We start from the raw sequence: 23,580 nt of genomic DNA, 5'->3' as shown, positions 1-23,580 counted from the left end.
GGTAACCGCTGGGGGTAACCCCAGGTAGAATCCAGGAGTAAGCCTAATGGCATTAAGACTCGAAGACAAAAAAGCGATTGTTGCTGAAGTCAACGAAGCTGCCAAAGGTGCACTGTCTGCAGTAGTTGCGGATTCCCGCGGCGTAACTGTAGGCGCCATGACCAATCTGCGTAAAGCAGCTCGTGCTAACGGTGTGTTCGTTAAAGTTGTACGTAACACTCTGGCTCGCCGCGCTGTTGAAGGTACTGCTTTTGAGTGCCTAGTAGACGTGTTCACTGGCCCAACTTTGATTGCTTTCTCTAACGAGCACCCAGGTGCTGCAGCGCGTCTGTTAAAAGACTTCGCAAAAGAGCAAGCTTTATTCGAAGTTAAAGGTGCAGCTTTTGAAGGGAATTTCATCCCTGCAGCTGACATTGATCGTTTGGCAAAACTGCCGACTTACGAAGAAGCACTGGCACAGTTGATGATGACTATGAAAGAAGCATCAGCTGGCAAGTTCGTTCGTACACTGGCCGCGCTGCGCGATCAAAAACAAGAAGCAGCTTAATTATAAGCTCGCTGCTTAACAGAATTGAATTCAGAACAATAGGAAATATTTCTAATGTCTATCACTAAAGACCAAATCCTTGAAGCCTTTGCAGCTATGTCTGTAATGGAAGTTGTTGAACTGATCGAAGCTATGGAAGAGAAGTTCGGTGTTTCTGCTGCTGCTGCAGTAGTTGCTGGCGGTGCTGCTGATGCAGCTGCTGCTGTTGAAGAGAAAACCGAATTCGACGTAGTTATGACTTCACACGGCGAAAACAAAGTAGCTGTAATTAAAGCAGTTCGCGGCGCAACTGGTCTGGGCCTGAAAGAAGCTAAAGCAATGGCTGAATCAGCTCCAGTAGCAGTTAAAGAAGGCGTTTCTAAAGAAGAAGCTGAAGCGCTGAAGAAAGAACTCGAAGAAGCTGGTGCTTCTGTAGAGATCAAGTAAGTTATATATTAACTTGCTCCACCCAGTTGCAAAACTGGGTGAAGGCTGACGGTTTTTTAGCCGTCGGCCTTTTTTGCGCTGTAGGCGCCGATGATTTTTTCACCGTGAAATCATACGTAAATTGGGCAGTTCCTAGCAGTGATTATTGGTTAGGTTGTTGCTAAAACCGGTGATGGGCAAACGTGCTGAATTACTTTAACGAGTCTAGTTCAGTCTTGGTCACATCTCGCAAGCAGAGGAAACCCATGGTTTACTCCTATTCCGAAAAAAAGCGTATTCGCAAAGACTTTGGTAAGCGTCCACAAGTATTGGACATCCCTTACCTGCTGGCAATCCAGTTGGATTCTTTCAAAAAGTTCACCGATCAAGATCCATCCGGTGAGCGAGGCTTGGAAGCCGCGTTCCGCAGCGTTTTCCCAATTAAGAGCTTCTCTGGTAATTCTGAACTTCAATATGTTAGCTACAAGCTCGGCGAGCCTGTATTTGACGTTAAAGAATGCCAAATCCGTGGCGTGACATATTCAGCTCCGCTGCGTGTAAAACTGCGTCTGGTATTGTTTGATCGCGAAGCTGCCGCAGGCACCGTTAAAGACATCAAAGAGCAAGAAGTTTACATGGGTGATATCCCATTGATGACTGAAAACGGTACTTTCGTTATCAACGGTACTGAGCGTGTGATCGTATCTCAGTTGCACCGTTCTCCAGGTGTATTCTTCGACCACGACCGTGGTAAAACCCACTCATCAGGTAAAGTACTGTATAACGCACGTATTATTCCTTACCGTGGTTCATGGTTGGATTTCGAATTCGATCCTAAAGATGCGCTGTTTGTGCGTATCGACCGTCGTCGTAAGCTGCCTGCTACTATCATTCTGCGTGCGCTTGAATACTCAACTCAAGAGATCCTGGATATCTTCTTCGATCGCGTAGAGTTCAGCATCAAGAAAGATTCGCTGCAGATGAAACTGGTGCCAGAGCGTCTGCGTGGTGAAACCGCCAGTTACGACATCAAAGACAGCGAAGGCAACCTGTTGGTTGAAAAAGGCCGTCGTATCACTGCTCGCCATATCCGTCAGTTGGAAAAATCCAACACGACTGAACTGGAAGTGCCAGTAGATTACATCGTCGGTAAAACCGCTGCACAAGACTATATTGACCCAGATACTGGCGAAGTGTTAGTGACCGCTAACAACGAAATCAGCCTTGAAGATCTGGCGAACTTGTCATTGGCTGGCATCAAAGAAATCAGCACGCTGTATATCAACGAGTTGGATCACGGTGCTTACATCGCTGACACATTGCGTATCGACTCAACCACCAACCGTATGGAAGCGTTGGTTGAAATCTATCGCATGATGCGCCCAGGCGAGCCACCAACCAAAGACGCAGCCGAAGCGCTGTTCCATAACCTGTTCTTCACTGAAGAGCGTTATGACCTGTCTAAAGTGGGCCGCATGAAGTTCAACCGTCGTCTCGACATTGACGAGAACGAAGGTACTGGCGTACTGACCAAAGAAGATATCGTTGCCGTAATGAAGAAAATCATCGAAATCCGTAACGGTTTTGATGAAGTTGACGATATCGACCACTTGGGTAACCGTCGTATTCGCTCTGTAGGCGAAATGGCTGAAAACCAATTCCGCGTAGGTCTGGTACGTGTTGAGCGTGCAGTACGTGAACGTCTGTCTTTGGGCGACCTGAACGAACTGATGCCACAAGACCTGATTAACGCTAAGCCTATCTCTGCGGCAGTAAAAGAATTCTTCGGTTCTTCACAGCTGTCTCAGTTTATGGACCAAAACAACCCGTTGTCAGAAGTAACGCACAAGCGTCGTATTTCTGCACTGGGCCCAGGTGGTTTGACTCGTGAACGCGCAGGCTTCGAAGTCCGCGACGTACACCCAACACACTACGGTCGTTTGTGTCCAATTGAAACCCCTGAAGGTCCAAACATTGGTTTGATCAACTCACTGTCTACCTTCGCACGTACTAACGCTTACGGTTTCTTGGAAACTCCATACCGTAAAGTGGTTGATGGCGTGGTAACTGATGAAGTTGACTACCTGTCTGCCATCGAAGAAGGTCGTTATGTTATCGCTCAGGCGAACATCGACTTAGACGAAAATGGCCGCATCATCGACGAGCAAGTAGCAAGCCGTCATAAAGGTGAATCTACCTTTATGCGCGTGTCTGACGTGCAATATATGGACGTTTCGCCACAACAGGTTATCTCTGTTGCTGCGTCACTGATTCCGTTCTTGGAACACGACGACGCGAACCGTGCATTGATGGGTGCGAACATGCAACGTCAAGCGGTACCTGTACTGCGTGCTGAAAAACCATTGGTAGGTACTGGTATTGAACGTACGCTGGCGGTTGACTCAGGCGTGGTAGTGGCTGCAAAACGTGGTGGTGTTGTTGATTACGTTGATGCAAGCCGTATCGTGGTTAAAGTAAATGAAGAAGAACTGCAACCAGGTGAAGCAGGTATCGACATCTACAACTTGACCAAGTACACCCGTTCTAACCAAAACACCTGTATTAACCAGCGTCCATGCTGCCAACCAGGTGAACCAGTAGTGCGTGGCGACGTATTGGCTGATGGCCCATCTACCGACTTAGGTGATTTGGCGCTGGGTCAGAACATGCGTATCGCGTTCATGCCTTGGAACGGTTACAACTTCGAAGACTCGATTTTGATCTCTGAGCGCGTTGCGCAAGAAGACCGTTTTACCACCATCCACATTCAAGAGTTGTCATGTATCGCACGTGACACCAAGTTGGGTAGCGAAGAGATCACTGCAGATATTCCAAACGTGGGTGAATCTGCACTGTCGAAGCTGGACGAATCAGGCATCGTGTATATCGGTGCTGAAGTGAAAGGCGGCGACATTCTGGTAGGTAAAGTAACACCAAAAGGTGAAACTCAGCTGACTCCAGAAGAAAAACTGCTGCGTGCAATTTTCGGTGAAAAAGCGTCTGACGTAAAAGACAGCTCACTGCGCGTACCTAACTCTGTGAAAGGTACTGTTATCGACGTTCAGGTATTTACCCGTGATGGCGTTGAGAAAGACAAGCGTGCAGTTGAAATCGAAGAGATGCATATCGCTCAAGCACGTAAGGACTTGACTGAAGAGTTCAAGATCCTTGAAGAAGGTGTGTTTGACCGTGCACGTAACCTGCTGCTGAATGCTGGTTTCAGTGAAGCTAAGTTGGCCGAAATGCCACGTAAAGACTACTTGGTACAAGTAATCGATGACGAAACTAAGCAAACTGAGCTGGAACAGCTGGCTGAACAGCACGAAGAGCTGAAAGCAGACTTCGACAAAAAATTCGACATCAAACGTCGCAAGATCACCCAAGGTGATGACTTGGCTCCAGGCGTACTGAAGATCGTGAAGGTTTACCTCGCGGTTAAACGTACTATCCAACCTGGTGACAAGATGGCAGGTCGTCACGGTAACAAGGGTGTTATCTCTAAGATTTGTCCAATCGAAGACATGCCATACGATGAAAACGGCAACCCAGTGGATATCGTACTGAACCCACTCGGTGTACCTTCACGTATGAACATCGGTCAGGTATTGGAAGTTCACCTAGGTGCTGCTGCTAAAGGTATCGGTGATTGCATCGCTACTCTGCTTGAAGAGCAACGTGGCATTGCTGAGCTGCGCGATTACATCAAGAAAGTGTACGCACTGGGTGAAGGTATTCAGCAGAAAGTTGACATCGACTCCTTCAGCGATGAAGAAGTTGTTCGTCTGGCTGAACATCTGAAACTGGGTCTGCCTACTGCAACCCCAGCATTCGATGGTGCTGAAGAGAGCGAAATCAAAGCCATGCTGGAACTGGCAGGTTTGCCAACTTCTGGCCAGAGAACCCTGTATGACGGCCGTACTGGTAACGCATTCGAACGTAAAGTGACAGTGGGTTACATGTACATGCTGAAACTGAACCACTTGGTAGACGACAAGATGCACGCGCGTTCTACTGGTTCTTACAGCTTGGTTACTCAGCAGCCGCTTGGTGGTAAAGCACAGTTCGGTGGTCAGCGTTTCGGGGAGATGGAAGTGTGGGCACTGGAAGCATACGGTGCTGCATATACTCTGCAAGAAATGCTCACAGTTAAGTCGGACGACGTCAACGGTCGTACTCAAATGTACAAGAACATCGTTGATGGCAACCACCAGATGCAACCTGGTATGCCTGAATCCTTCAACGTATTGCTGAAGGAAATCCGTTCACTCGGTATCAACATCGAGCTGGACCAAGAGTAAGGCGCAGCCACTGCTGCATTTGGCAAAGTACGGTGCCTTGGTTCGCCCAGGCACCCGGTTTAACTCCTTCAGGAGAGAAACGTGAAAGACTTATTAAAGTTTCTGAAACAGCAAAGTAAGACCGAAGAATTTGAAGGTATCAAGATCGGCCTCGCATCGCCTGATCTGATCCGTTCTTGGTCATATGGTGAAGTCAAGAAGCCTGAAACCATCAACTACCGTACCTTCAAGCCTGAGCGTGAAGGTCTGTTCTGTGCGCGCATCTTTGGTCCAGTAAAAGACTACGAATGTTTGTGCGGTAAGTACAAGCGCCTGAAACACCGCGGTGTGATCTGTGAAAAATGTGGCGTAGAAGTTACCCAGACTAAAGTTCGTCGTGAGCGTATGGGCCACATCGAACTGGCGAGCCCAGTAGCGCACATCTGGTTCTTGAAGTCACTGCCAAGCCGTATCGGTTTGATCCTCGATATGACCCTGCGTGATATCGAACGCGTACTGTATTTCGAATCATACGTAGTTATCGAGCCAGGCATGACAAGCTTGGAACGCGGTCAAATGCTGACCGAAGAAAACTACCTGGATGCTCTTGAAGAGTACGGTGACGAATTCGAAGCGAAGATGGGTGCTGAAGCAGTACTTGAACTGCTGCGTGCAATCGACTTGGAAAAAGAAATCCAAGAGATGCGCGAAGAGCTGCCATCTATCAACTCAGAAACACGTCGCAAGAAAGTGACCAAGCGTCTGAAGCTGATCGAAGCTTTCTACACTTCTGGTAACAAGCCAGAGTGGATGATTCTGAAAGTATTGCCAGTATTGCCACCTGATCTGCGCCCATTGGTGCCGTTGGATGGTGGTCGTTTCGCTACTTCAGATCTGAACGATTTGTACCGTCGTGTGATCAACCGTAACAACCGTCTGAAGCGTCTGTTGGATCTGGCTGCGCCAGATATCATCGTTCGCAACGAAAAGCGTATGCTGCAGGAATCTGTAGACGCGCTGCTCGATAACGGTCGTCGTGGTCGTGCTATCACCGGTTCTAACAAGCGTCCTCTGAAATCTTTGGCCGATATGATCAAAGGTAAGCAAGGTCGTTTCCGTCAGAACTTGCTCGGTAAGCGTGTTGACTACTCAGGCCGTTCGGTAATTACCGTAGGTCCATACCTGCGTCTGCACCAGTGTGGTCTGCCTAAGAAGATGGCTCTGGAACTGTTCAAACCATTCATCTACGGCAAGCTGGAAGCACGTGGTCTTGCTACCACCATCAAAGCTGCGAAGAAGATGGTTGAGCGTGAAGTGGCAGAAGTTTGGGACGTACTGGACGAAGTGATTCGTGAACATCCAGTAATGCTCAACCGTGCACCAACACTGCACCGTTTGGGTATCCAAGCGTTCGAGCCAGTGCTGATTGAAGGTAAGGCAATTCAGCTGCACCCATTGGTGTGTGCGGCCTATAACGCCGACTTCGACGGTGACCAAATGGCGGTACACGTACCGTTGACACTGGAAGCACAGTTAGAAGCGCGTGCGCTGATGATGTCTACTAACAACATCCTGTCGCCAGCGAACGGTGAGCCTATCATCGTACCTTCTCAAGACGTGGTCTTGGGCTTGTACTACATGAGCCGCGAACGTGTGAACGGTAAAGGTGAAGGTATGGCATTTGCCTCGGTTGCTGAGGCTGAAAAAGCCTATGCAACAGGTGCTGCTGAACTGCATGCGCGCGTTAAAGTGCGTATCACCGAAACCAAGATTGATGAAAATGGTCAGAAACAACAAGTGCGCCGCATTGTGGATACCACAGTAGGTCGTGCGTTGTTGTCTACCATTCTGCCTGCTGGTTTGCCATTTGAAGTGGTTAACCAAAACATGGGCAAAAAGCAGATTTCTCGTCTGCTGAACTTGTGTTACCGCGAGCTGGGTCTGAAAGATACCGTTATCTTTGCTGACCAACTGATGTACACCGGTTACTACTATGCAACCATTTCTGGTTCTTCTGTTGGTATCAACGACATGGAGATCCCAGAAGAGAAATACAAACTGGTTGCTGAAGCTGAAGCGGAAGTATTGGAAATCCAAGAACAGTTCCAATCAGGTCTGGTGACCGCCGGCGAACGCTACAACAAAGTGATCGACATCTGGGCAAGCTGTAACGAAAAAGTATCGAAAGCGATGATGAAGAACCTCTCTACTGAAACGGTAATTAACCGTAACGGTGAAGAGGAAGAACAAACATCGTTTAACAGCATCTATATGATGGCTGACTCAGGTGCGCGTGGTAGTGCGGCTCAGATCCGTCAGTTGGCGGGTATGCGTGGTCTGATGGCGAAACCAGACGGTTCGATCATCGAAACCCCAATCGTTGCGAACTTCCGTGAAGGTTTGAACGTACTCCAGTACTTCATCTCAACCCACGGTGCGCGTAAAGGTCTGGCGGATACCGCACTGAAAACAGCAAACTCTGGTTACCTGACACGTCGTCTGGTAGACGTAGCGCAAGACTTAGTGGTCATCGAAGACGATTGTGGTACTCACGAAGGTCTGGTGATGAAGCCGCTGATCGAAGGTGGTGACGTAGTTGAACCATTGCGTGAACGTGTACTGGGTCGTGTAGTTGCTGAAGACGTCTACTATCCAGGTACTGAAGAAGTATTGGCACCGCGCAACACCCTGCTTGACGAAGCATGGTGTAAGAAACTGGAAGAAGCCAGTGTCGACGAAGTGAGAGTACGTTCAGTTATCTCTTGTGATACTGACTTCGGTGTGTGTGCATGCTGTTATGGTCGTGACTTGGCTCGTGGTCACCTGATTAACCAAGGTGAAGCAATCGGTGTGGTTGCAGCACAGTCAATCGGTGAACCAGGTACACAGTTGACGATGCGTACGTTCCACATCGGTGGTGCGGCATCGAGAGCATCTGCAGAGAACAACGTTCAAGTTAAGAACGCCGGTACTTTGAAGCTGCATAACGCTAAGTTCGTTACCAACGTTGATGGCAAACTGGTTATCGTATCGCGTTCTTCTGAACTGGCAATCAGCGATGAGCTGGGTCGTGAGAAAGAACGTTATAAAGTACCTTACGGTACCATCTTGGAAAAACAAGATGGCGATGCAATCGCTGCTGGCGAAATCATCGCAAACTGGGATCCACACACGCACCCAATCGTGACCGAAGTAGCAGGTTATGTGAAGTTCGTAGATATGTTGGATGGTGTGACCATTCAGCGTCAAACCGACGAACTGACCGGTCTGTCTTCAATCGTGGTAATGGATGTGGCACAACGTCCATCAGCGGGTAAAGAATTGCGTCCAGCAATTCGTCTGGTTGATGACCATGGTGCGGATCTGTTTATCCCGGGTACCGATGTTCCTGCGCAGTACTTCCTGCCAGGTAACTCAATCGTTAACTTGGAAGACAACACCAAGATCAACGTGGGTGACGCGATTGCACGTATTCCGCAAGAATCGTCAAAAACACGCGACATCACCGGTGGTCTGCCACGCGTTGCTGACCTGTTTGAAGCCCGTAAGCCTAAAGAGCCTGCGATTCTGGCAGAAATCAGCGGTACTATCTCATTCGGTAAAGAAACCAAAGGTAAGCGTCGTCTGGTGATCACGCCTGCTGATGGTGGCGAAGCATACGAAGAGATGATTCCGAAGTGGCGTAACCTGAACGTGTTCGAAGGTGAAAAAGTTGAACGTGGTGAAGTTATCGCCGACGGTCCAGAGTCAGCTCATGACATTCTGCGCCTGCGTGGTATTACCAAAGTGGCCAACTACATCGTCAACGAAGTGCAAGACGTTTACCGTCTGCAGGGTGTGAAGATCAACGATAAGCACATTGAGGTGATCATTCGCCAAATGCTGCGTAAGTGCATCATCACTGCAGCAGGTGACTCAGAGTTCTTGGAAGGCGAACAGGTAGAAGTCTCTCGCGTGAAGATCGCTAACCGCGAACTGGAAGCGCAAGGTAAGTTACCGGCGAAATTCGAACGCGAACTGTTGGGTATCACTAAGGCCTCGTTGGCAACAGAGTCATTTATCTCTGCTGCATCGTTCCAAGAAACCACACGCGTACTGACCGAAGCTGCTGTAGGTGGTAAGTCAGACAACCTGCGTGGTCTGAAAGAGAACGTAATCGTGGGTCGTCTGATCCCAGCGGGTACTGGTTATGCTTACCATAAGAAACGTCAAGCTGTTAAAGCTGATGTAACTCAAGCAGCACCCGGCATTACCGCAAGTGAAGCTGAACAGAATTTGGCAGATCTGCTGAATCTGGCTGGCGGCAACGAATAAACGGACATCCCGTTAATGAAAAAGGCGCCTCTGGGCGCCTTTTTTTACACTTTGACGGCAGGAATATTGGCTATTTCTTGACAGTTAGGGCCGAGCTTTCTAAAATTCCGCGTCCTACTTCTGTGGGATATAGATTTTTCACACCATACGTTGAGTTTCTCAACACAAACGGAGCTATATACATGGCAACTGTAAACCAGTTGGTACGTAAGCCTCGCGCACCTAAAGTCGACAAGACTAACGTGCCTGCGTTGAATGCGTGCCCACAAAAACGTGGTGTTTGTACCCGTGTGTACACCACTACACCTAAAAAACCAAACTCTGCTCTGCGTAAAGTAGCGCGTGTGCGTTTGACCAACGGTTTTGAAGTTACTTCATACATCGGCGGTGAAGGCCACAACCTGCAAGAGCACAGTGTGATCCTTATCCGTGGCGGTCGTGTTAAAGACTTGCCAGGTGTGCGTTATCACACCATTCGTGGCGCGCTCGACTGTGCAGGTATTGCTGCTCGTCGCCAAGCACGTTCTAAATACGGTGCTAAGCGTCCTAAGTCTTAATGGGTTCCCGTTAAGTAAGGCCAAGCTTTTTTAAATTTATATTTCGGTTTTGGAAAAACCTGAAGTTACGGAGACTCAAAATGCCAAGACGTCGTGTAGTCGGTCAGCGCAAAATTCTGCCTGATCCAAAGTTCCACAGTGAGTTGCTGGCTAAGTTCATCAACGTCATTATGCAAGACGGCAAGAAATCAACTGCCGAAAAAATTATCTACAAAGCGCTAGATGTTATCGCTGAGAAAAAAGGCGAAGATCATCTGGTTCTTTTGGAAGCAGCCCTGGACAACGTTCGCCCATCAGTCGAAGTTAAATCTCGCCGTGTGGGTGGTTCTACTTACCAGGTACCATGTGAAGTTCGTCCAGTGCGTCGTAACGCTCTGGCGATGCGTTGGTTGGTTGAAGCTGCACGTAAGCGTGGTGAAAAATCTATGGCATTGCGTCTGGCCGGTGAAATGCTGGATGCCGCTGAAAACAAAGGTACTGCCGTTAAGAAGCGCGAAGACGTGCATCGTATGGCAGAAGCCAACAAGGCGTTTGCCCATTACCGTTGGTAATATTCTGCGCGGGCTTACTGCCCGCGCTTTCTCTGTTTGTACCGGAGTTTGTTTTCCGGTTAAGAGGGTATAATCGTGGCTCGTACAACTCCCATTGAGCGTTATCGCAATATCGGTATTTGTGCTCACGTTGATGCTGGCAAAACAACCACAACTGAACGTGTTCTGTTCTACACTGGCTTGTCTCACAAAATTGGTGAGGTACATGACGGTGCGGCTACCACTGACTGGATGGTACAAGAGCAAGAGCGCGGTATCACTATTACTTCCGCCGCGGTAACAACGTTCTGGCGTGGTATGGATGCTCAGTTTGAACAGCACCGCATCAATATTATTGATACCCCAGGTCACGTTGATTTCACCATTGAAGTAGAACGTTCACTCCGTGTGCTTGATGGCGCAGTGGTAGTGTTCTGTGGTGCTTCAGGTGTGGAACCTCAGTCTGAAACCGTATGGCGTCAGGCTGATAAATATCACGTTCCACGTATGGTATTTGTGAACAAGATGGACCGCGCAGGGGCAGATTTTGACCGCGTCGTTAATCAAATTCGTAAACGCCTTGGTGCTACTTGCGTACCCATTCAGCTGAACATTGGCGCTGAAGAAAACTTCAAGGGCGTCATTGATCTCATCAAAATGAAAGCAATCAACTGGAATGAAGCAGACCAGGGGATGACTTTTACTCATGATCCTATTCCTGATGAACTGTTAGCGAAAGCAACCGAGATGCGCGAGTACATGGTTGAATGTGCTGCAGAAGCTTCTGAAGAGCTGATGGATAAGTATCTTGAGGAAGGCGAGCTTTCTGAAGAAGAGATCAAAGCAGGTTTGCGTGCTCGCACGCTCAACAACGAAATTGTCGTCGCAACATGCGGTAGCGCCTTTAAAAATAAAGGTGTTCAGGCCGTACTGGATGCCGTAATTGAGTTTTTGCCTGCACCAGTGGATGTACCCGCAATTAAAGGTATCGACGAACGTGAAAACGAAGTGGAACGTCATGCGGATGACAGTGCCCCATTTGCGGCATTGGCATTTAAAATCGCGACTGACCCATTCGTAGGTTCTTTGACCTTTATTCGTGTTTATTCAGGTGTGTTGGAATCCGGCTCTGCCGTTTACAACAGCGTAAAAGAAAAACGCGAGCGTATCGGACGTATTGTGCAGATGCACGCTAACGACCGACAGGAGATCAAAGAAGTCCGCGCAGGTGACATCGCAGCCGCTATCGGTCTGAAAGACGTCACTACCGGTGATACCATTTGTGATCCTGACCATAAAGTTATCCTTGAACGGATGGACTTCCCTGATCCGGTAATTACTATCGCAGTGGAGCCTCGTTCGAAAGCCGATCAGGAAAAAATGGGCATTGCATTGCAAAAATTGGCAATGGAAGATCCATCATTCCGGGTTGAAACCGATGAAGAGTCGGGGCAGACTCTGATTTCAGGGATGGGTGAATTACACCTCGATATCATCATCGACCGTATGCGTCGCGAATTCAGCGTTGAGTGCAACGTGGGTAAACCACAAGTTGCTTACCGCGAAACTATTCGTGGCACGGTTGAAGCTGAAGGCAAATTTGTGCGTCAGTCTGGTGGTCGTGGTCAGTTCGGTCATGTCTGGTTGAAGCTAGAGCCTCTCGAAGATGGCGCTGGCTATGAGTTTGTCAATGCAATCGTAGGTGGTGTGGTTCCTAAGGAATATATCCCTGCTGTTGATAAAGGCATCCAAGAGCAGATGAAGAACGGCGTACTCGCTGGCTTCCCTCTGCAGGATGTGAAAGTCACGCTGTTTGATGGTTCATATCATGATGTGGACTCGAACGAAATGGCGTTCAAGGTTGCAGGTTCTATGGGCTTCAGAAAGGGTGCGCTTGAAGCTAGCCCTGTGTTGCTCGAACCGTGCATGAAAGTCGAGGTAACCACTCCCGAAGATTACATGGGAGACGTCGTGGGTGACTTGAACCGACGTCGTGGTCTTATTGAAGGCATGGATGATGGCGTTGCAGGCATTAAGCTGGTTCATGCCGTCGTACCTTTGGCTGAAATGTTTGGTTATGCAACTGACTTGCGTTCAGCGACTCAGGGCCGTGCTTCATACTCAATGGAGTTTTTGAAGTACTCTGAAGCGCCGCAAAACGTTGCCAAGGCAGTAATTGAATCTCGTACCTAATTGCACGAGCACTGAATTTTTGCCTATATTTGATTGTTAGTGTCCTGCCTCTGCCGGACGCCTAATTTAAAGGAATTTATCGTGTCTAAAGCTAAATTTGAACGTTCAAAACCCCACGTTAACGTGGGCACCATCGGTCACGTGGACCATGGTAAAACCACTCTGACTGCTGCTATCTCAACTGTACTGGCGAAGACCTACGGTGGTGAAGCAAAAGGCTTCGCACAAATCGATAACGCTCCAGAAGAGCGTGAGCGCGGTATTACCATCAATACCTCTCACATCGAATACGATACTCCAACACGCCACTACGCCCACGTAGACTGCCCAGGCCACGCTGACTATGTTAAAAACATGATCACTGGTGCTGCACAGATGGACGGCGCGGTATTGGTAGTAGCAGCGACCGACGGTCCAATGCCACAAACACGTGAGCACATCCTGTTGTCACGTCAGGTAGGTGTACCATTCATCATCGTATTCATGAACAAATGTGACATGGTAGACGATGAAGAGCTGTTGGAACTGGTAGAGATGGAAGTTCGTGAACTGCTGTCTGAATACGACTTCCCAGGTGATGACTTACCGGTTATCCAAGGTTCAGCACTGAAAGCGCTGGAAGGCGAAGCTCAGTGGGAAGCGAAAATCATTGAATTGGCTGAAGCACTGGATTCATACATTCCTGAGCCAGTACGTGATATCGAGAAGCCATTCCTGCTGCCAATCGAAGACGTATTCTCAATCTCTGGTCGTGGTACAGTAGTAACAGGCCGTGTTGAACGCGGTATCATCAACGTAGGTAACGAAGTAGAAATCGTGGGTATCCATGACACTACTAAGACAACCTGTACTGGTGTTGAAATGTTCCGCAAACTGCTTGACGAAGGTCGTGCAGGTGAGAACGTAGGTGTTCTGTTACGTGGTACTAAGCGTGACGAAGTAGAACGTGGTCAAGTACTGGCTAAGCCAGGCACCATCACTCCACACACCAAGTTCGAATCAGAAGTATACGTACTGTCAAAAGAAGAAGGTGGTCGTCATACACCATTCTTCAAAGGCTACCGTCCACAGTTCTACTTCCGTACAACTGACGTGACCGGTACTATCGAACTGCCAGAAGGCGTAGAGATGGTAATGCCAGGCGACAACATCAAGATGGTAGTGACTCTGATCTGCCCAATCGCGATGGACGAAGGTCTGCGTTTTGCAATCCGTGAAGGTGGCCGTACAGTAGGCGCCGGCGTGGTAGCAAAAATCATCGCTTAATTTATTAAGTGAATCGAAAAAGGAAGCTTCGGCTTCCTTTTTTATTGCCCGAAAACCCGTCGGGGCTAGTATTTAACCGCAGATTCATTATAATGCCGCCACTTTTCAGCAAAACGCTGACAAAAACGCCAATAGGCTTGTAATTGAATGCTGGATGGGTATAATAGCCCTCCGCTTAGATAGCTAGGCGTGGTCTTACGGGTAATCAAATCTGTAAGATTAACAACAATGACTCCGATTGGGAGTCAAACGGTAAATCACTTCGCTCTGTCTTTCCAGAAAAGGAAATGACTAGAGGGTGGTTTTTTATGTGTCCATTTTAGGAGCTCTGGTCAATGCAGAACCAAAGAATCCGTATCCGCTTGAAAGGCTTTGATCATCGTTTGATCGATCAGTCTACTGCGGAAATCGTTGAAACTGCTAAACGTACTGGTGCCCAGGTACGTGGTCCTATTCCACTACCAACGCGCAAAGAGCGTTTCACCGTTTTGATCTCTCCGCACGTTAATAAAGATGCTCGTGACCAATACGAAATCCGTACTCACAAGCGTCTGGTTGACATCGTAGAGCCAACTGAAAAGACCGTAGACGCTCTGATGCGTTTGGATCTGGCAGCTGGTGTTGATGTACAGATTAGCTTGGGTTAATTGAGATCCTTAGAGAGGTTTGAGAGATGGCTATCGGTCTTATTGGTCGTAAAGTGGGTATGACCCGCATCTTCACTGAAGATGGCGCGTCTATCCCTGTTACAGTAATTGAAGTGGAAGCCAACCGCGTAACTCAGGTGAAAACTCTGGAAAACGACGGTTACCGTGCACTCCAAGTTACTACTGGTGCCAAAAAAGCCAATCGTGTCACTAAGCCAGAAGCTGGCCACTTTGCTAAGGCAGGCGTTGAAGCCGGTCGTGGTTTGTGGGAATTGCGTTTGGCAGATGGTGAAGGCGAAGGCATTGAAGTTGGTGCTGAACTGAAAGTTGAAATCTTCGCTGACGTTGCAAAAGTTGACGTTACTGGTCAATCAAAAGGTAAGGGCTTCCAAGGCGGCGTTAAGCGCTGGAACTTCCGTACTCAAGACATGACTCACGGTAACTCACTGTCGCACCGTGCTAACGGTTCTATCGGTCAGAACCAGACGCCAGGTCGCGTATTCAAAGGCAAGAAAATGTCAGGTCACATGGGCGCAGAACGCGTTACCACCCAGAATCTGGACGTTGTACGTGTAGATGCTGAACGTAACCTGTTGCTGGTAAAAGGCGCTGTGCCTGGTGCTAACAACGGCGACCTGATCATCAAGCCTGCGGTTAAAGCATAAGGTCTGAGGAGATAGTAATGGAATTGGTATTGAAAGACGCGCAAAGCGCTCTTGAAGTTTCCGAAACTACCTTCGGCCGTGACTTTAACGAAGCACTGGTTCATCAGGTAGTTGTAGCATTCGCTGCAAACGCGCGTCAGGGCACTCGTGCTCAGAAAACTCGCGCTGAAGTTCATGGCACTGCTAAGAAGCCATGGCGTCAAAAAGGCACCGGCCGCGCGCGTTCTGGTGACGTAAAAAGCCCGATCTGGCGTAAAGGTGGTGTATCTTTCGCTGCTAAGCCACAAGATCACGGCCAAAAAGTTAACAAGAAGATGTACCGCGGTGCTCTGAAGAGCATTCTGTCTGAATTGGTACGTCAAGAACGCTTGATCGTTGTTGAGCAGTTCGGTGTTGAAGCTCCAAAAACTAAAGAGCTGAAAGCTAAACTGAAAGAAATGCAACTGGACGATGTTCTGATTGTGACTCCAGAAGTTGATGAGAACCTGTTCTTGGCAGCACGCAACCTGTACAAGGTTGACGTACGTGATGTTGCAGGTATCGACCCAGTTAGCTTGATCGCGTTCGACAAAGTGCTTGTCACTGCTGATGCTGTGAAGCAAATCGAGGAGATGCTGGCATGATCCGCGAAGAACGTATTTTGAAAGTGATTCTGGCACCACACATCTCTGAAAAGAGCACTGTAGTTGCTGAGAAAAACAACACTGTAGTTTTCCGCGTAGCTGTTGATTCTACTAAAGCTGAAATCAAAGCTGCTGTTGAAAAACTGTTCGAAACTAAAGTCGAAGGTGTTCGCACTTTGGTTACTAAAGGCAAAACTAAACGTCACGGTGCCCGTCAAGGCCGTCGTAGCGATTGGAAAAAAGCTTACGTAACCCTAGCTGAAGGCGCTGAAATCGATTTTATCGGCAACGCTGAGTAAGCAAAGGAGAATTTAAATGGCAATTGTAAAGTGTAAGCCAACCTCTCCAGGTCGTCGCGGCGTTGTTAAAATCGTTAACAGCGATCTGCATAAAGGCAAACCATTTGCTGGCCTGCTGGCGAAAAAGACAAAGTCTGGTGGTCGTAACAACACCGGTCGTATCACTACCCGTCATATCGGTGGTGGTCACAAACAACACTATCGTTTGATTGACTTCAAACGTAACAAAGATGGTATCCCAGGCAAAATCGAACGTCTGGAATATGATCCTAACCGTACTGCTAACATCGCATTGGTGTTGTACGCAGACGGTGAACGTCGCTACATTCTGGCTGCCAAAGGCATGCAAGCTGGTGACAAAGTTGTTTCTGGCCCACAAGCTGACATCAAAACCGGCAACGCAATGCCACTGATCAACATTCCAGTAGGTTCTGTTGTTCACGCGGTAGAAATGAAGCCTGGTAAAGGTGCTCAGATCGCACGTTCTGCTGGTGCATACGCACAAGTAGTAGCTCGTGATGGTGCTTATGCAACTCTGCGTCTGCGTTCAGGCGAAATGCGTAAAGTGCCTGTAGAGTGCCGTGCAACTCTGGGTGAAGTAGGTAACGCTGAACACATGCTGCGTCAGCTGGGTAAAGCTGGTGCCAAGCGCTGGATGGGCGTACGTCCAACAGTACGTGGTGTTGCAATGAACCCAGTAGACCACCCACACGGTGGTGGTGAAGGTCGTACTTCTGGTGGTCGTCACCCAGTGACTCCATGGGGCGTTCCAACTAAGGGTTACAAAACTCGCAGTAATAAGCGCACTGACAAGTACATTGTACGTCGTCGTAACAAGTAATAAGAGGATTCGCCATGCCACGTTCTCTCAAGAAAGGTCCATTCATTGACCTACACTTGCTGAAGAAGGTAGAGAAAGCGGTGGAAGCCGGTGACAAAAAGCCTATCAAGACTTGGTCTCGCCGCTCTATGATCATCCCACAAATGATTGGGTTGACCATCGCTGTCCATAATGGTCGTCAGCACGTACCAGTGTTCGTAACTGACGAAATGATCGGCCACAAACTTGGTGAATTCTCACCAACTCGCACTTATCGCGGCCATGCTGCTGATAAGAAAGCGAAGAAGCGTTAATACGGGAGGTTATAGATGGAAGTTTTAGCTAAACATCGCTTTGCCCGTACGTCGCCTCAAAAGGCACGCTTAGTGGCTGATCAGATCCGTGGACTGCCTGTTGATAAGGCTCTCGAGATTCTGACTTTCAGCCCTAAAAAAGCGGCCGTACTGGTTAAGAAAGTATTGGATTCAGCCATTGCTAACGCCGAGCACAACGAAGGTGCTGATATCGACGAATTGAAAGTCGGTAAAGTTTTCGTTGATGAAGGTCCAACAATGAAACGCATCATGCCACGCGCTAAAGGCCGTGCTGATCGTATCATGAAGCGCACCAGCCACATTACTGTGGTTGTGTCAGATCGCTAGGAGAGAGCAATGGGACAGAAAGTACATCCTAATGGTATCCGTCTGGGTATCACTAAGCCTTGGGTCTCTACCTGGTACGCTGAAAAAGGCGAGTTCGCTGCGAACCTGCACAGTGACTGGGAAGTGCGTAAGTATCTCGAAGAGAAACTGAAGGCCGCATCAGTATCCAAGATTGTTATCGAACGCCCTGCGAAAAGCATCCGCGTTACTATTCACACTGCCCGTCCAGGTGTTGTGATCGGTAAGAAAGGTGAAGACGTTGAAGTTCTGCGTAACGAAGTTGCCAAAATTGCTGGTACTCCTGCACAGATCAACATCGCTGAGATCCGCAAGCCAGAGCTGGACTCTAAGCTTGTAGCTGACTCAATCGCCCAGCAGCTGGAACGCCGTGTGATGTTCCGTCGCGCTATGAAGCGTGCGGTTCAAAACGCTATGCGTCTTGGCGCTAAGGGTATCAAAGTTGAAGTTAGCGGTCGTCTGGGCGGTGCCGAGATTGCGCGTTCTGAGTGGTATCGTGAAGGTCGCGTACCTTTGCATACTCTGCGTGCTGATATCGACTACGCAACTGCTGAAAGTCACACCACTTACGGTGTGATCGGTGTGAAAGTTTGGGTCTTCAAAGGCGAAGTTCTGGACGGTATCGTACCTGCAGCAGTGGAAGAGCCGAAGCAGCAACCTAAGCGCAAACCTCGTGGTAAATAGGAGAGCCGGTAATGCTGCAACCAAAACGTACTAAATTTCGCAAAATGTTCAAAGGCCGCAACCGCGGTCTGGCGAATGGCACAGAAGTTAGCTTCGGTACTTTCGGCCTGAAGGCTGTAGGTCGCGGTCGTCTGACAGCGCGTCAGATTGAATCTGCACGTCGTGCTATGACTCGTCACGTTAAGCGTCAAGGTCAAATTTGGATTCGAATTTTCCCTGACAAGCCGATTACCTCTAAGCCTCTTGAAGTGCGTATGGGTAAAGGTAAAGGTAACGTTGAATACTGGGTATGCCAGATTCAACCTGGTAAGGTACTTTACGAAATGGGTGGTGTACCAGAACAGTTGGCTCGCGATGCATTCGCACTGGCTGCTGCTAAACTGCCTATCAAAACTACCTTCGTAACTAAGACGGTGATGTAATGAAAGCGAGCGAACTAAGAGAAAAGAGCGTTGAAGAACTGAACGCTGAATTACTTGGTCTGCTGCGTGAGCAGTTTAACCTGCGCATGCAACACGCTACTGGTCAGCTGGCTCAAACTCACCAGCTGAAACAAGTGCGTCGTAACATTGCGCGCGTTAAGACCATTATTACTTCTAAGGCAGGTGCATAATGTCTGAGAGCATCCGTACTTTGCAGGGTAAAGTGACCAGCAACAAAATGGACAAATCCATCACTGTTGCCGTTGAGCGTCAAGTTAAGCACCCAATCTACGGTAAGTACGTAAAACGTACTACTAAGATCCATGCACATGACGAAACTAACCAGTGCAATGAAGGCGATATCGTGACTATTAGTCAATGTCGTCCTCTGTCTAAGACTAAGTCTTGGACCCTGGTTGAAGTAGTGAGCAAAGCCTAATTTTGATTAGGTAAGTAATAAACGGCTCCTTTATGGAGCCGTTTATATTTTTAGCACTATGCAGCCCCGATCAATGGTGTTATACTTGCGCGCCATTTTTGACCAGTTTTGGCTCAAAAATGATGACGTAAAGACCCCATGGTGGGGTATGTGAAGTAACGATAGCGGAGCACTTAAAATGATCCAAATGCAATCGACTCTCGATGTCGCATGTAACAGCGGCGCTCGCAGAGTTCAGTGTATTAAGGTCTTGGGTGGCTCTCATCGTCGTTATGCCGGTATCGGCGACATCATCAAAGTTTCTGTTAAAGAAGCGATCCCTCGCGCTAAAGCGAAGAAAGGTGATGTGTATAACGCGGTGGTAGTCCGTACTAAGAAAGGCGTACGTCGTCCAGACGGTTCTGTCATTCGCTTCGATCGGAATGCAGCTGTTCTTTTGAACAACAACCTGCAGCCGATTGGTACTCGTATCTTTGGACCTGTGACACGTGAACTGCGCTCTGAGCAATTCATGAAAATTGTGTCGCTGGCACCAGAAGTACTGTAAGGAGCTTCAAAATGGCAGCAAAAATCCGTCGTGAAGACGAAGTAATCGTATTGACTGGTAAAGATAAAGGTAAGCGCGGTAAGGTTACCGACGTTTTATCAACTGGCCAGTTGATCGTTGCAGGTGTAAACCTTGTTAAGAAACATCAGAAGCCTAACCCACAGTTGGGTATCACTGGTGGTATCGTTGACAAAGAAGCACCAATCCAAGCATCAAATGTTGCGATCTTCAACCCTGCTTCTGGCAAGGCTGATCGTGTTGGTTTCCGAGTTGAAGACGGCAAAAAAGTTCGTTTCTTCAAGTCGAACAGTGAACTCGTTAAGTAATCGGAGTAAACGATGGCGAAACTGCATGATAAATACAAAGAGACTGTGATCGCTGAACTGACTAAAAAGTTCGGTTATACCAGTGTCATGCAAGTCCCTCGGATTGAAAAAATCACCCTGAACATGGGTGTTGGCGAAGCCGTTGCAGACAAAAAAGTTATGGACCACGCTGTTCGTGACATGACTGCAATCGCCGGCCAAAAGCCTGTTGTAACTGTTGCTCGTAAATCAGTTGCAGGCTTCAAAATCCGTGATGGCTACCCTATTGGTTGTAAAGTGACCCTGCGTGGCGAACGTATGTGGGAATTCTTAGAGCGTTTGATTGACATCGCTATCCCACGTATCCGCGATTTCCGCGGTGTAAGCGCTAAGTCTTTTGATGGTCGCGGCAACTACGCTATGGGCGTACGCGAGCAAATCATCTTCCCAGAAATCGATTACGATAAAATCGATAAAATTCGCGGTATGGATATTGTTATCACTACCTCTGCGAACACTGACGAAGAAGGTCGTGCTCTGTTGGACGCTTTTAACTTCCCATTCAAGAAATAAGGGTAGCGTAATGGCAAAACAATCAATGAAAGCACGTGAAGCAAAACGTGCAAAACTCGTGGCTCAGTACGCTGAAAAGCGTGCAGCTCTGAAAGCTCTGATCGCTGCCCCTGCGACTTCTGATGAAGACCGTTGGGATGCTGTTCTGAAGCTGCAAGCGCTTCCACGTGATTCCAGCGCTGCGCGTCAACGCAACCGTTGTAATCAAACTGGTCGCCCACATGGCTTCCTGCGCAAGTTCGGCCTGAGCCGTATCAAACTGCGTGAAGCAACCATGCGTGGTGAAGTTCCTGGTCTGCGTAAGGCCAGCTGGTAAGCCCTAGTCACGGAGTAAGCTAATATGAGCATGCAAGATCCTATTGCGGATATGCTGACACGTATCCGTAACGGCCAAGCTGCTGCCAAAGTATCTGTGAAGATGCCGTCTGCCAAACTGAAAGTTGCAATTGCAAAAGTTCTGAAGGAAGAAGGTTACATCACTGACTACGCCGTAGCAGACGAAGGCTCTAAGCCAGAATTGGAAATTACTTTGAAGTATTTCCAAGGCAAACCTGTTGTTGAGACTATCCAGCGCGTAAGCCGTCCAGGTCTTCGTATTTACAAAGGTAAAGACGAATTGCCAAAAGTGATGGGCGGACTGGGTGTCGCAATTGTGTCCACATCTAAAGGCCTGATGACTGATCGTGCCGCCCGCCTTGCAGGCATGGGTGGTGAGGTTATCTGCTACGTAGCGTAAGGAGCTAGGAATGTCTCGTGTAGCAAAAGCACCAGTCTCTATTCCTGCTGGCGTAGAGGTGACATTAAAAGATCAGACTATCACCGTTAAAGGTGCTAAAGGCAGTCTGACTCGCGAAATCAACAGCGCTGTTAAAGTTGTTGTAGAAGGTGCTGCAATCACTTTCGCTCCAGTTGAAGGTCAAGTTAACGCTTGGGCTCAAGCTGGTACAGCGCGCGCGCTGATCAACAACATGGTTGTTGGTGTTTCGCAAGGCTTCGAAAAGAAATTGAAGCTTGTAGGTGTGGGTTATCGTGCCAAAGTCACTGGTAGTGACTTGGATTTGACCCTCGGTTTCTCTCATCCTCTGGTACACAAGTTACCAGCAGGCGTTACCGCTGAATGCCCAAGCCAAACTGACATCGTACTGAAAAGTATCGACAAAGCATTGGTAGGTCAGGTTGCGGCAGATATTCGTGGCTATCGTCCACCAGAGCCTTACAAAGGTAAAGGTGTTCGCTATGAAGACGAAAATGTACGCCGTAAAGAGGCTAAGAAGAAGTAAGGTAACGCGATATGGATAAGAAAACTTCTCGCTTGCGCCGTGCTACTCGCACCCGCAAGAAGATCCAAGAGCTGGGCGTTAACCGTCTGGTTGTACATCGTACACCGCGTCACATTTACGCTCAGGTTATTAACCCTGAAGCTCAGGTTGTTGCAGCTGCTTCTACCGTAGAAAGTGCGGTAAAAGGTGCGCTGAAATATACCGGCAACGTCGATGCGGCTAAAGCAGTAGGTAAAGCTATTGCTGAGCGCGCGATCGAAAAAGGTGTCACCGTAGTGGCCTTCGATCGTTCAGGTTTCAAGTATCACGGCCGTGTGGCTGCATTAGCAGCTGCTGCGCGTGAAGCTGGTCTGCAGTTCTAAGGGGTTTATACAATGGCTAAAGTAGAAACTCAGCAGAAAGATGATCTGCAAGAGAAGCTGATTGCAGTTAACCGTGTATCTAAAGTAGTTAAAGGTGGTCGTATCTTCAGCTTTACCGCTCTGACAGTAGTTGGTGACGGTAACGGTAAGATTGGCTACGGCTACGGTAAAGCACGTGAAGTTCCAGCAGCTATTCAAAAGGCTATGGAAAAAGCACGTCGCAGCATGGTAACTGTTCAGCTGAACCAAGGTACTTTGCATCACCCTGTTAAGGGTCGCCACTCAGGTTCTCGCGTGTATATGCAGCCAGCATCTGAAGGTACCGGTATTATTGCCGGTGGCGCAATGCGTGCCGTATTGGAAGTAGCAGGCGTTCATAACGTTCTGTCGAAAGCATACGGTTCTACTAACCCGATCAACATCGTACGTGCAACTGTTGACGCTCTGGTACATATGAAGTCACCAGCGCAAATCGCAGCTAAGCGTGGCCTGAATGTTGACGAAATTCGGGGGTAATGCACCATGGCTACTAAAACAGTAAAAGTTACACAGACTAAAAGTGCAATCGGTCGTTTGCCGAAGCACCGCGCCACATTGACTGGCTTAGGTCTGCGTCGTATTGGTCACACTGTTGAACTGGAAGATACTCCTTCTGTTCGCGGTATGATCAATAAGGTCTACTACATGGTAAAGGTGGAGGACTAATCAATGCGTCTGAATACTTTATCTCCAGCAGCAGGTTCTAAACCAGCTGGCAAGCGTGTAGGCCGTGGTATTGGCTCTGGCCTGGGTAAAACCGCAGGTCGTGGTCACAAAGGTCAGAAATCTCGTAGCGGTGGCGGTGTACGCCCAGGCTTCGAAGGCGGCCAAATGCCACTGAAAATTCGTTTGCCTAAGTTTGGTTTCACCTCGCGTACTGCGATGGTAACTGCTGAAGTTCGCATCAGCGAACTGGCAAAAGTTAACGGTGATGTTGTCGACCTGAACGCACTGAAAGATGCGAATCTCATTACTCGCAACATCCAGTTTGCGAAAATCGTTCTTTCAGGTACCATTGAGCGCCCAGTAACCGTTCGCGGTTTGAAGGTAACCAAAGGTGCACGTGCAGCTATTGAAGCTGCCGGCGGAAAGATCGAGGAATAATA

Annotated in this window: 29 protein-coding genes; all 29 read left to right on the top strand. The window is 48.5% G+C overall.

All coding sequences use genetic code 11. The annotated features are described in order from the left end of the window. Positions 1 to 46: 46 nt before the first annotated feature. The 29 genes from rplJ to rplO all read left to right on the top strand — a co-directional run bounded on the left by rplJ (position 47) and on the right by rplO (position 23,578). On the top strand, positions 47 to 547 hold the full coding sequence (gene rplJ / locus JYB87_RS17470) for a 50S ribosomal protein L10 (RefSeq protein WP_207354701.1): 501 nt from the start codon (positions 47 to 49) through the stop codon (positions 545 to 547). Between the two features lie 54 nt (positions 548 to 601). Continuing rightward, the gene (gene rplL / locus JYB87_RS17465; RefSeq protein WP_207354700.1) at positions 602 to 973 is read left to right on the top strand and encodes a 50S ribosomal protein L7/L12; all 372 of its coding nucleotides are present in this window, start codon (positions 602 to 604) and stop codon (positions 971 to 973) included. Between the two features lie 245 nt (positions 974 to 1,218). Continuing rightward, positions 1,219 to 5,250 (top strand): DNA-directed RNA polymerase subunit beta, encoded by a 4,032-nt coding sequence (gene rpoB / locus JYB87_RS17460; protein WP_207354699.1) that lies wholly within the window; start codon positions 1,219 to 1,221, stop codon positions 5,248 to 5,250. Positions 5,251 to 5,331: 81 nt separating this feature from the next. Continuing rightward, entirely contained in the window at positions 5,332 to 9,543 is a 4,212-nt protein-coding gene (gene rpoC / locus JYB87_RS17455) for a DNA-directed RNA polymerase subunit beta' (protein WP_207354698.1), read from the top strand. Between the two features lie 182 nt (positions 9,544 to 9,725). Beyond that, on the top strand, positions 9,726 to 10,100 hold the full coding sequence (gene rpsL / locus JYB87_RS17450; RefSeq protein ID WP_207354697.1) for a 30S ribosomal protein S12: 375 nt from the start codon (positions 9,726 to 9,728) through the stop codon (positions 10,098 to 10,100). Positions 10,101 to 10,180: 80 nt separating this feature from the next. Further along, complete coding sequence (gene rpsG, locus JYB87_RS17445) at positions 10,181 to 10,651, top strand: 30S ribosomal protein S7 (RefSeq protein WP_037445891.1); 471 nt, start codon at positions 10,181 to 10,183, stop codon at positions 10,649 to 10,651. Positions 10,652 to 10,726: 75 nt separating this feature from the next. Further along, on the top strand, positions 10,727 to 12,823 hold the full coding sequence (gene fusA, locus JYB87_RS17440; protein ID WP_207354696.1) for an elongation factor G: 2,097 nt from the start codon (positions 10,727 to 10,729) through the stop codon (positions 12,821 to 12,823). A gap of 81 nt (positions 12,824 to 12,904) precedes the next feature. After that, complete coding sequence (gene tuf / locus JYB87_RS17435) at positions 12,905 to 14,089, top strand: elongation factor Tu (protein ID WP_207354695.1); 1,185 nt, start codon at positions 12,905 to 12,907, stop codon at positions 14,087 to 14,089. 335 nt (positions 14,090 to 14,424) lie between these two features. Further along, complete coding sequence (gene rpsJ / locus JYB87_RS17430) at positions 14,425 to 14,736, top strand: 30S ribosomal protein S10 (protein WP_011494635.1); 312 nt, start codon at positions 14,425 to 14,427, stop codon at positions 14,734 to 14,736. 26 nt (positions 14,737 to 14,762) lie between these two features. Further along, entirely contained in the window at positions 14,763 to 15,401 is a 639-nt protein-coding gene (gene rplC, locus JYB87_RS17425) for a 50S ribosomal protein L3 (RefSeq protein ID WP_207354694.1), read from the top strand. Positions 15,402 to 15,418: 17 nt separating this feature from the next. Further along, positions 15,419 to 16,024, top strand: a complete 606-nt coding sequence (gene rplD, locus JYB87_RS17420; RefSeq protein WP_037445310.1) for a 50S ribosomal protein L4 — start codon at positions 15,419 to 15,421, stop codon at positions 16,022 to 16,024. Further along, entirely contained in the window at positions 16,021 to 16,323 is a 303-nt protein-coding gene (gene rplW, locus JYB87_RS17415; protein ID WP_207354693.1) for a 50S ribosomal protein L23, read from the top strand. Before rplD ends, rplW begins: the two co-directional genes overlap by 4 nt. A 16-nt stretch (positions 16,324 to 16,339) precedes the next feature. After that, positions 16,340 to 17,164 carry a 50S ribosomal protein L2 gene (rplB, locus tag JYB87_RS17410; RefSeq protein ID WP_207354692.1) on the top strand — a complete coding sequence of 275 codons (825 nt, stop codon included), beginning with the start codon at positions 16,340 to 16,342 and terminating at the stop codon, positions 17,162 to 17,164. Positions 17,165 to 17,178: 14 nt separating this feature from the next. Further along, entirely contained in the window at positions 17,179 to 17,457 is a 279-nt protein-coding gene (rpsS, locus tag JYB87_RS17405; RefSeq protein WP_011758338.1) for a 30S ribosomal protein S19, read from the top strand. Positions 17,458 to 17,472: 15 nt separating this feature from the next. Beyond that, positions 17,473 to 17,805, top strand: a complete 333-nt coding sequence (rplV, locus tag JYB87_RS17400; RefSeq protein ID WP_037445303.1) for a 50S ribosomal protein L22 — start codon at positions 17,473 to 17,475, stop codon at positions 17,803 to 17,805. A 9-nt stretch (positions 17,806 to 17,814) separates the two neighbouring features. Beyond that, the gene (gene rpsC / locus JYB87_RS17395; RefSeq protein WP_207354691.1) at positions 17,815 to 18,507 is read left to right on the top strand and encodes a 30S ribosomal protein S3; all 693 of its coding nucleotides are present in this window, start codon (positions 17,815 to 17,817) and stop codon (positions 18,505 to 18,507) included. Positions 18,508 to 18,518: 11 nt separating this feature from the next. After that, positions 18,519 to 18,929 (top strand): 50S ribosomal protein L16, encoded by a 411-nt coding sequence (gene rplP, locus JYB87_RS17390; RefSeq protein WP_207354690.1) that lies wholly within the window; start codon positions 18,519 to 18,521, stop codon positions 18,927 to 18,929. Further along, entirely contained in the window at positions 18,929 to 19,120 is a 192-nt protein-coding gene (gene rpmC / locus JYB87_RS17385; RefSeq protein ID WP_011758342.1) for a 50S ribosomal protein L29, read from the top strand. The genes rplP and rpmC overlap by 1 nt, the downstream gene beginning before the upstream one ends. Beyond that, entirely contained in the window at positions 19,120 to 19,368 is a 249-nt protein-coding gene (rpsQ, locus tag JYB87_RS17380) for a 30S ribosomal protein S17 (RefSeq protein ID WP_207354689.1), read from the top strand. Before rpmC ends, rpsQ begins: the two co-directional genes overlap by 1 nt. 178 nt (positions 19,369 to 19,546) lie before the next feature. Continuing rightward, positions 19,547 to 19,915: a 50S ribosomal protein L14 gene (rplN, locus tag JYB87_RS17375; protein WP_011715463.1), complete on the top strand. Its 369-nt coding sequence runs from the start codon at positions 19,547 to 19,549 to the stop codon at positions 19,913 to 19,915. An 11-nt stretch (positions 19,916 to 19,926) separates the two neighbouring features. Continuing rightward, positions 19,927 to 20,241 carry a 50S ribosomal protein L24 gene (rplX, locus tag JYB87_RS17370; protein WP_207354688.1) on the top strand — a complete coding sequence of 105 codons (315 nt, stop codon included), beginning with the start codon at positions 19,927 to 19,929 and terminating at the stop codon, positions 20,239 to 20,241. Positions 20,242 to 20,253: 12 nt separating this feature from the next. After that, entirely contained in the window at positions 20,254 to 20,793 is a 540-nt protein-coding gene (gene rplE / locus JYB87_RS17365; protein WP_207354687.1) for a 50S ribosomal protein L5, read from the top strand. Positions 20,794 to 20,803: 10 nt separating this feature from the next. Continuing rightward, positions 20,804 to 21,109 (top strand): 30S ribosomal protein S14, encoded by a 306-nt coding sequence (gene rpsN, locus JYB87_RS17360; protein ID WP_207354686.1) that lies wholly within the window; start codon positions 20,804 to 20,806, stop codon positions 21,107 to 21,109. Positions 21,110 to 21,133: 24 nt separating this feature from the next. Further along, positions 21,134 to 21,529 (top strand): 30S ribosomal protein S8, encoded by a 396-nt coding sequence (gene rpsH, locus JYB87_RS17355; protein ID WP_207354685.1) that lies wholly within the window; start codon positions 21,134 to 21,136, stop codon positions 21,527 to 21,529. A 10-nt stretch (positions 21,530 to 21,539) separates the two neighbouring features. Continuing rightward, on the top strand, positions 21,540 to 22,073 hold the full coding sequence (gene rplF, locus JYB87_RS17350) for a 50S ribosomal protein L6 (RefSeq protein ID WP_207354684.1): 534 nt from the start codon (positions 21,540 to 21,542) through the stop codon (positions 22,071 to 22,073). 11 nt (positions 22,074 to 22,084) lie between these two features. Further along, the gene (gene rplR / locus JYB87_RS17345) at positions 22,085 to 22,435 is read left to right on the top strand and encodes a 50S ribosomal protein L18 (RefSeq protein WP_207354683.1); all 351 of its coding nucleotides are present in this window, start codon (positions 22,085 to 22,087) and stop codon (positions 22,433 to 22,435) included. Positions 22,436 to 22,447: 12 nt separating this feature from the next. Continuing rightward, positions 22,448 to 22,951 (top strand): 30S ribosomal protein S5, encoded by a 504-nt coding sequence (gene rpsE, locus JYB87_RS17340; protein ID WP_207354682.1) that lies wholly within the window; start codon positions 22,448 to 22,450, stop codon positions 22,949 to 22,951. Positions 22,952 to 22,957: 6 nt separating this feature from the next. Further along, complete coding sequence (gene rpmD / locus JYB87_RS17335) at positions 22,958 to 23,140, top strand: 50S ribosomal protein L30 (protein WP_007644440.1); 183 nt, start codon at positions 22,958 to 22,960, stop codon at positions 23,138 to 23,140. Positions 23,141 to 23,143: 3 nt separating this feature from the next. Next, the gene (rplO, locus tag JYB87_RS17330) at positions 23,144 to 23,578 is read left to right on the top strand and encodes a 50S ribosomal protein L15 (RefSeq protein WP_207354681.1); all 435 of its coding nucleotides are present in this window, start codon (positions 23,144 to 23,146) and stop codon (positions 23,576 to 23,578) included. Positions 23,579 to 23,580 lie beyond the last annotated feature (2 nt).

The sequence above is a fragment of the Shewanella avicenniae genome, assembly GCF_017354945.1.
GTDB lineage: Bacteria > Pseudomonadota > Gammaproteobacteria > Enterobacterales > Shewanellaceae > Shewanella > Shewanella avicenniae.
Note: the sequence above shows the minus strand (reverse complement) of the source record. Positions and strands in the feature narration are given on the sequence as shown.

What these genes read in the sequence shown, in the direction of transcription:
- rplJ (WP_207354701.1), top strand. Translation starts at nt 47, where the DNA reads ATGGCATTAAGACTCGAAGACAAAAAAGCGATTGTTGCTGAAGTCAAC.
- rplL (WP_207354700.1), top strand. Translation starts at nt 602, where the DNA reads ATGTCTATCACTAAAGACCAAATCCTTGAAGCCTTTGCAGCTATGTCT.
- rpoB (WP_207354699.1), top strand. Translation starts at nt 1,219, where the DNA reads ATGGTTTACTCCTATTCCGAAAAAAAGCGTATTCGCAAAGACTTTGGT.
- rpsL (WP_207354697.1), top strand. Translation starts at nt 9,726, where the DNA reads ATGGCAACTGTAAACCAGTTGGTACGTAAGCCTCGCGCACCTAAAGTC.
- rpsG (WP_037445891.1), top strand. Translation starts at nt 10,181, where the DNA reads ATGCCAAGACGTCGTGTAGTCGGTCAGCGCAAAATTCTGCCTGATCCA.
- rpsJ (WP_011494635.1), top strand. Translation starts at nt 14,425, where the DNA reads ATGCAGAACCAAAGAATCCGTATCCGCTTGAAAGGCTTTGATCATCGT.
- rplC (WP_207354694.1), top strand. Translation starts at nt 14,763, where the DNA reads ATGGCTATCGGTCTTATTGGTCGTAAAGTGGGTATGACCCGCATCTTC.
- rplD (WP_037445310.1), top strand. Translation starts at nt 15,419, where the DNA reads ATGGAATTGGTATTGAAAGACGCGCAAAGCGCTCTTGAAGTTTCCGAA.
- rplW (WP_207354693.1), top strand. Translation starts at nt 16,021, where the DNA reads ATGATCCGCGAAGAACGTATTTTGAAAGTGATTCTGGCACCACACATC.
- rplB (WP_207354692.1), top strand. Translation starts at nt 16,340, where the DNA reads ATGGCAATTGTAAAGTGTAAGCCAACCTCTCCAGGTCGTCGCGGCGTT.
- rpsS (WP_011758338.1), top strand. Translation starts at nt 17,179, where the DNA reads ATGCCACGTTCTCTCAAGAAAGGTCCATTCATTGACCTACACTTGCTG.
- rplV (WP_037445303.1), top strand. Translation starts at nt 17,473, where the DNA reads ATGGAAGTTTTAGCTAAACATCGCTTTGCCCGTACGTCGCCTCAAAAG.
- rpsC (WP_207354691.1), top strand. Translation starts at nt 17,815, where the DNA reads ATGGGACAGAAAGTACATCCTAATGGTATCCGTCTGGGTATCACTAAG.
- rplP (WP_207354690.1), top strand. Translation starts at nt 18,519, where the DNA reads ATGCTGCAACCAAAACGTACTAAATTTCGCAAAATGTTCAAAGGCCGC.
- rpmC (WP_011758342.1), top strand. Translation starts at nt 18,929, where the DNA reads ATGAAAGCGAGCGAACTAAGAGAAAAGAGCGTTGAAGAACTGAACGCT.
- rpsQ (WP_207354689.1), top strand. Translation starts at nt 19,120, where the DNA reads ATGTCTGAGAGCATCCGTACTTTGCAGGGTAAAGTGACCAGCAACAAA.
- rplN (WP_011715463.1), top strand. Translation starts at nt 19,547, where the DNA reads ATGATCCAAATGCAATCGACTCTCGATGTCGCATGTAACAGCGGCGCT.
- rplX (WP_207354688.1), top strand. Translation starts at nt 19,927, where the DNA reads ATGGCAGCAAAAATCCGTCGTGAAGACGAAGTAATCGTATTGACTGGT.
- rplE (WP_207354687.1), top strand. Translation starts at nt 20,254, where the DNA reads ATGGCGAAACTGCATGATAAATACAAAGAGACTGTGATCGCTGAACTG.
- rpsN (WP_207354686.1), top strand. Translation starts at nt 20,804, where the DNA reads ATGGCAAAACAATCAATGAAAGCACGTGAAGCAAAACGTGCAAAACTC.
- rpsH (WP_207354685.1), top strand. Translation starts at nt 21,134, where the DNA reads ATGAGCATGCAAGATCCTATTGCGGATATGCTGACACGTATCCGTAAC.
- rplF (WP_207354684.1), top strand. Translation starts at nt 21,540, where the DNA reads ATGTCTCGTGTAGCAAAAGCACCAGTCTCTATTCCTGCTGGCGTAGAG.
- rplR (WP_207354683.1), top strand. Translation starts at nt 22,085, where the DNA reads ATGGATAAGAAAACTTCTCGCTTGCGCCGTGCTACTCGCACCCGCAAG.
- rpsE (WP_207354682.1), top strand. Translation starts at nt 22,448, where the DNA reads ATGGCTAAAGTAGAAACTCAGCAGAAAGATGATCTGCAAGAGAAGCTG.
- rpmD (WP_007644440.1), top strand. Translation starts at nt 22,958, where the DNA reads ATGGCTACTAAAACAGTAAAAGTTACACAGACTAAAAGTGCAATCGGT.
- rplO (WP_207354681.1), top strand. Translation starts at nt 23,144, where the DNA reads ATGCGTCTGAATACTTTATCTCCAGCAGCAGGTTCTAAACCAGCTGGC.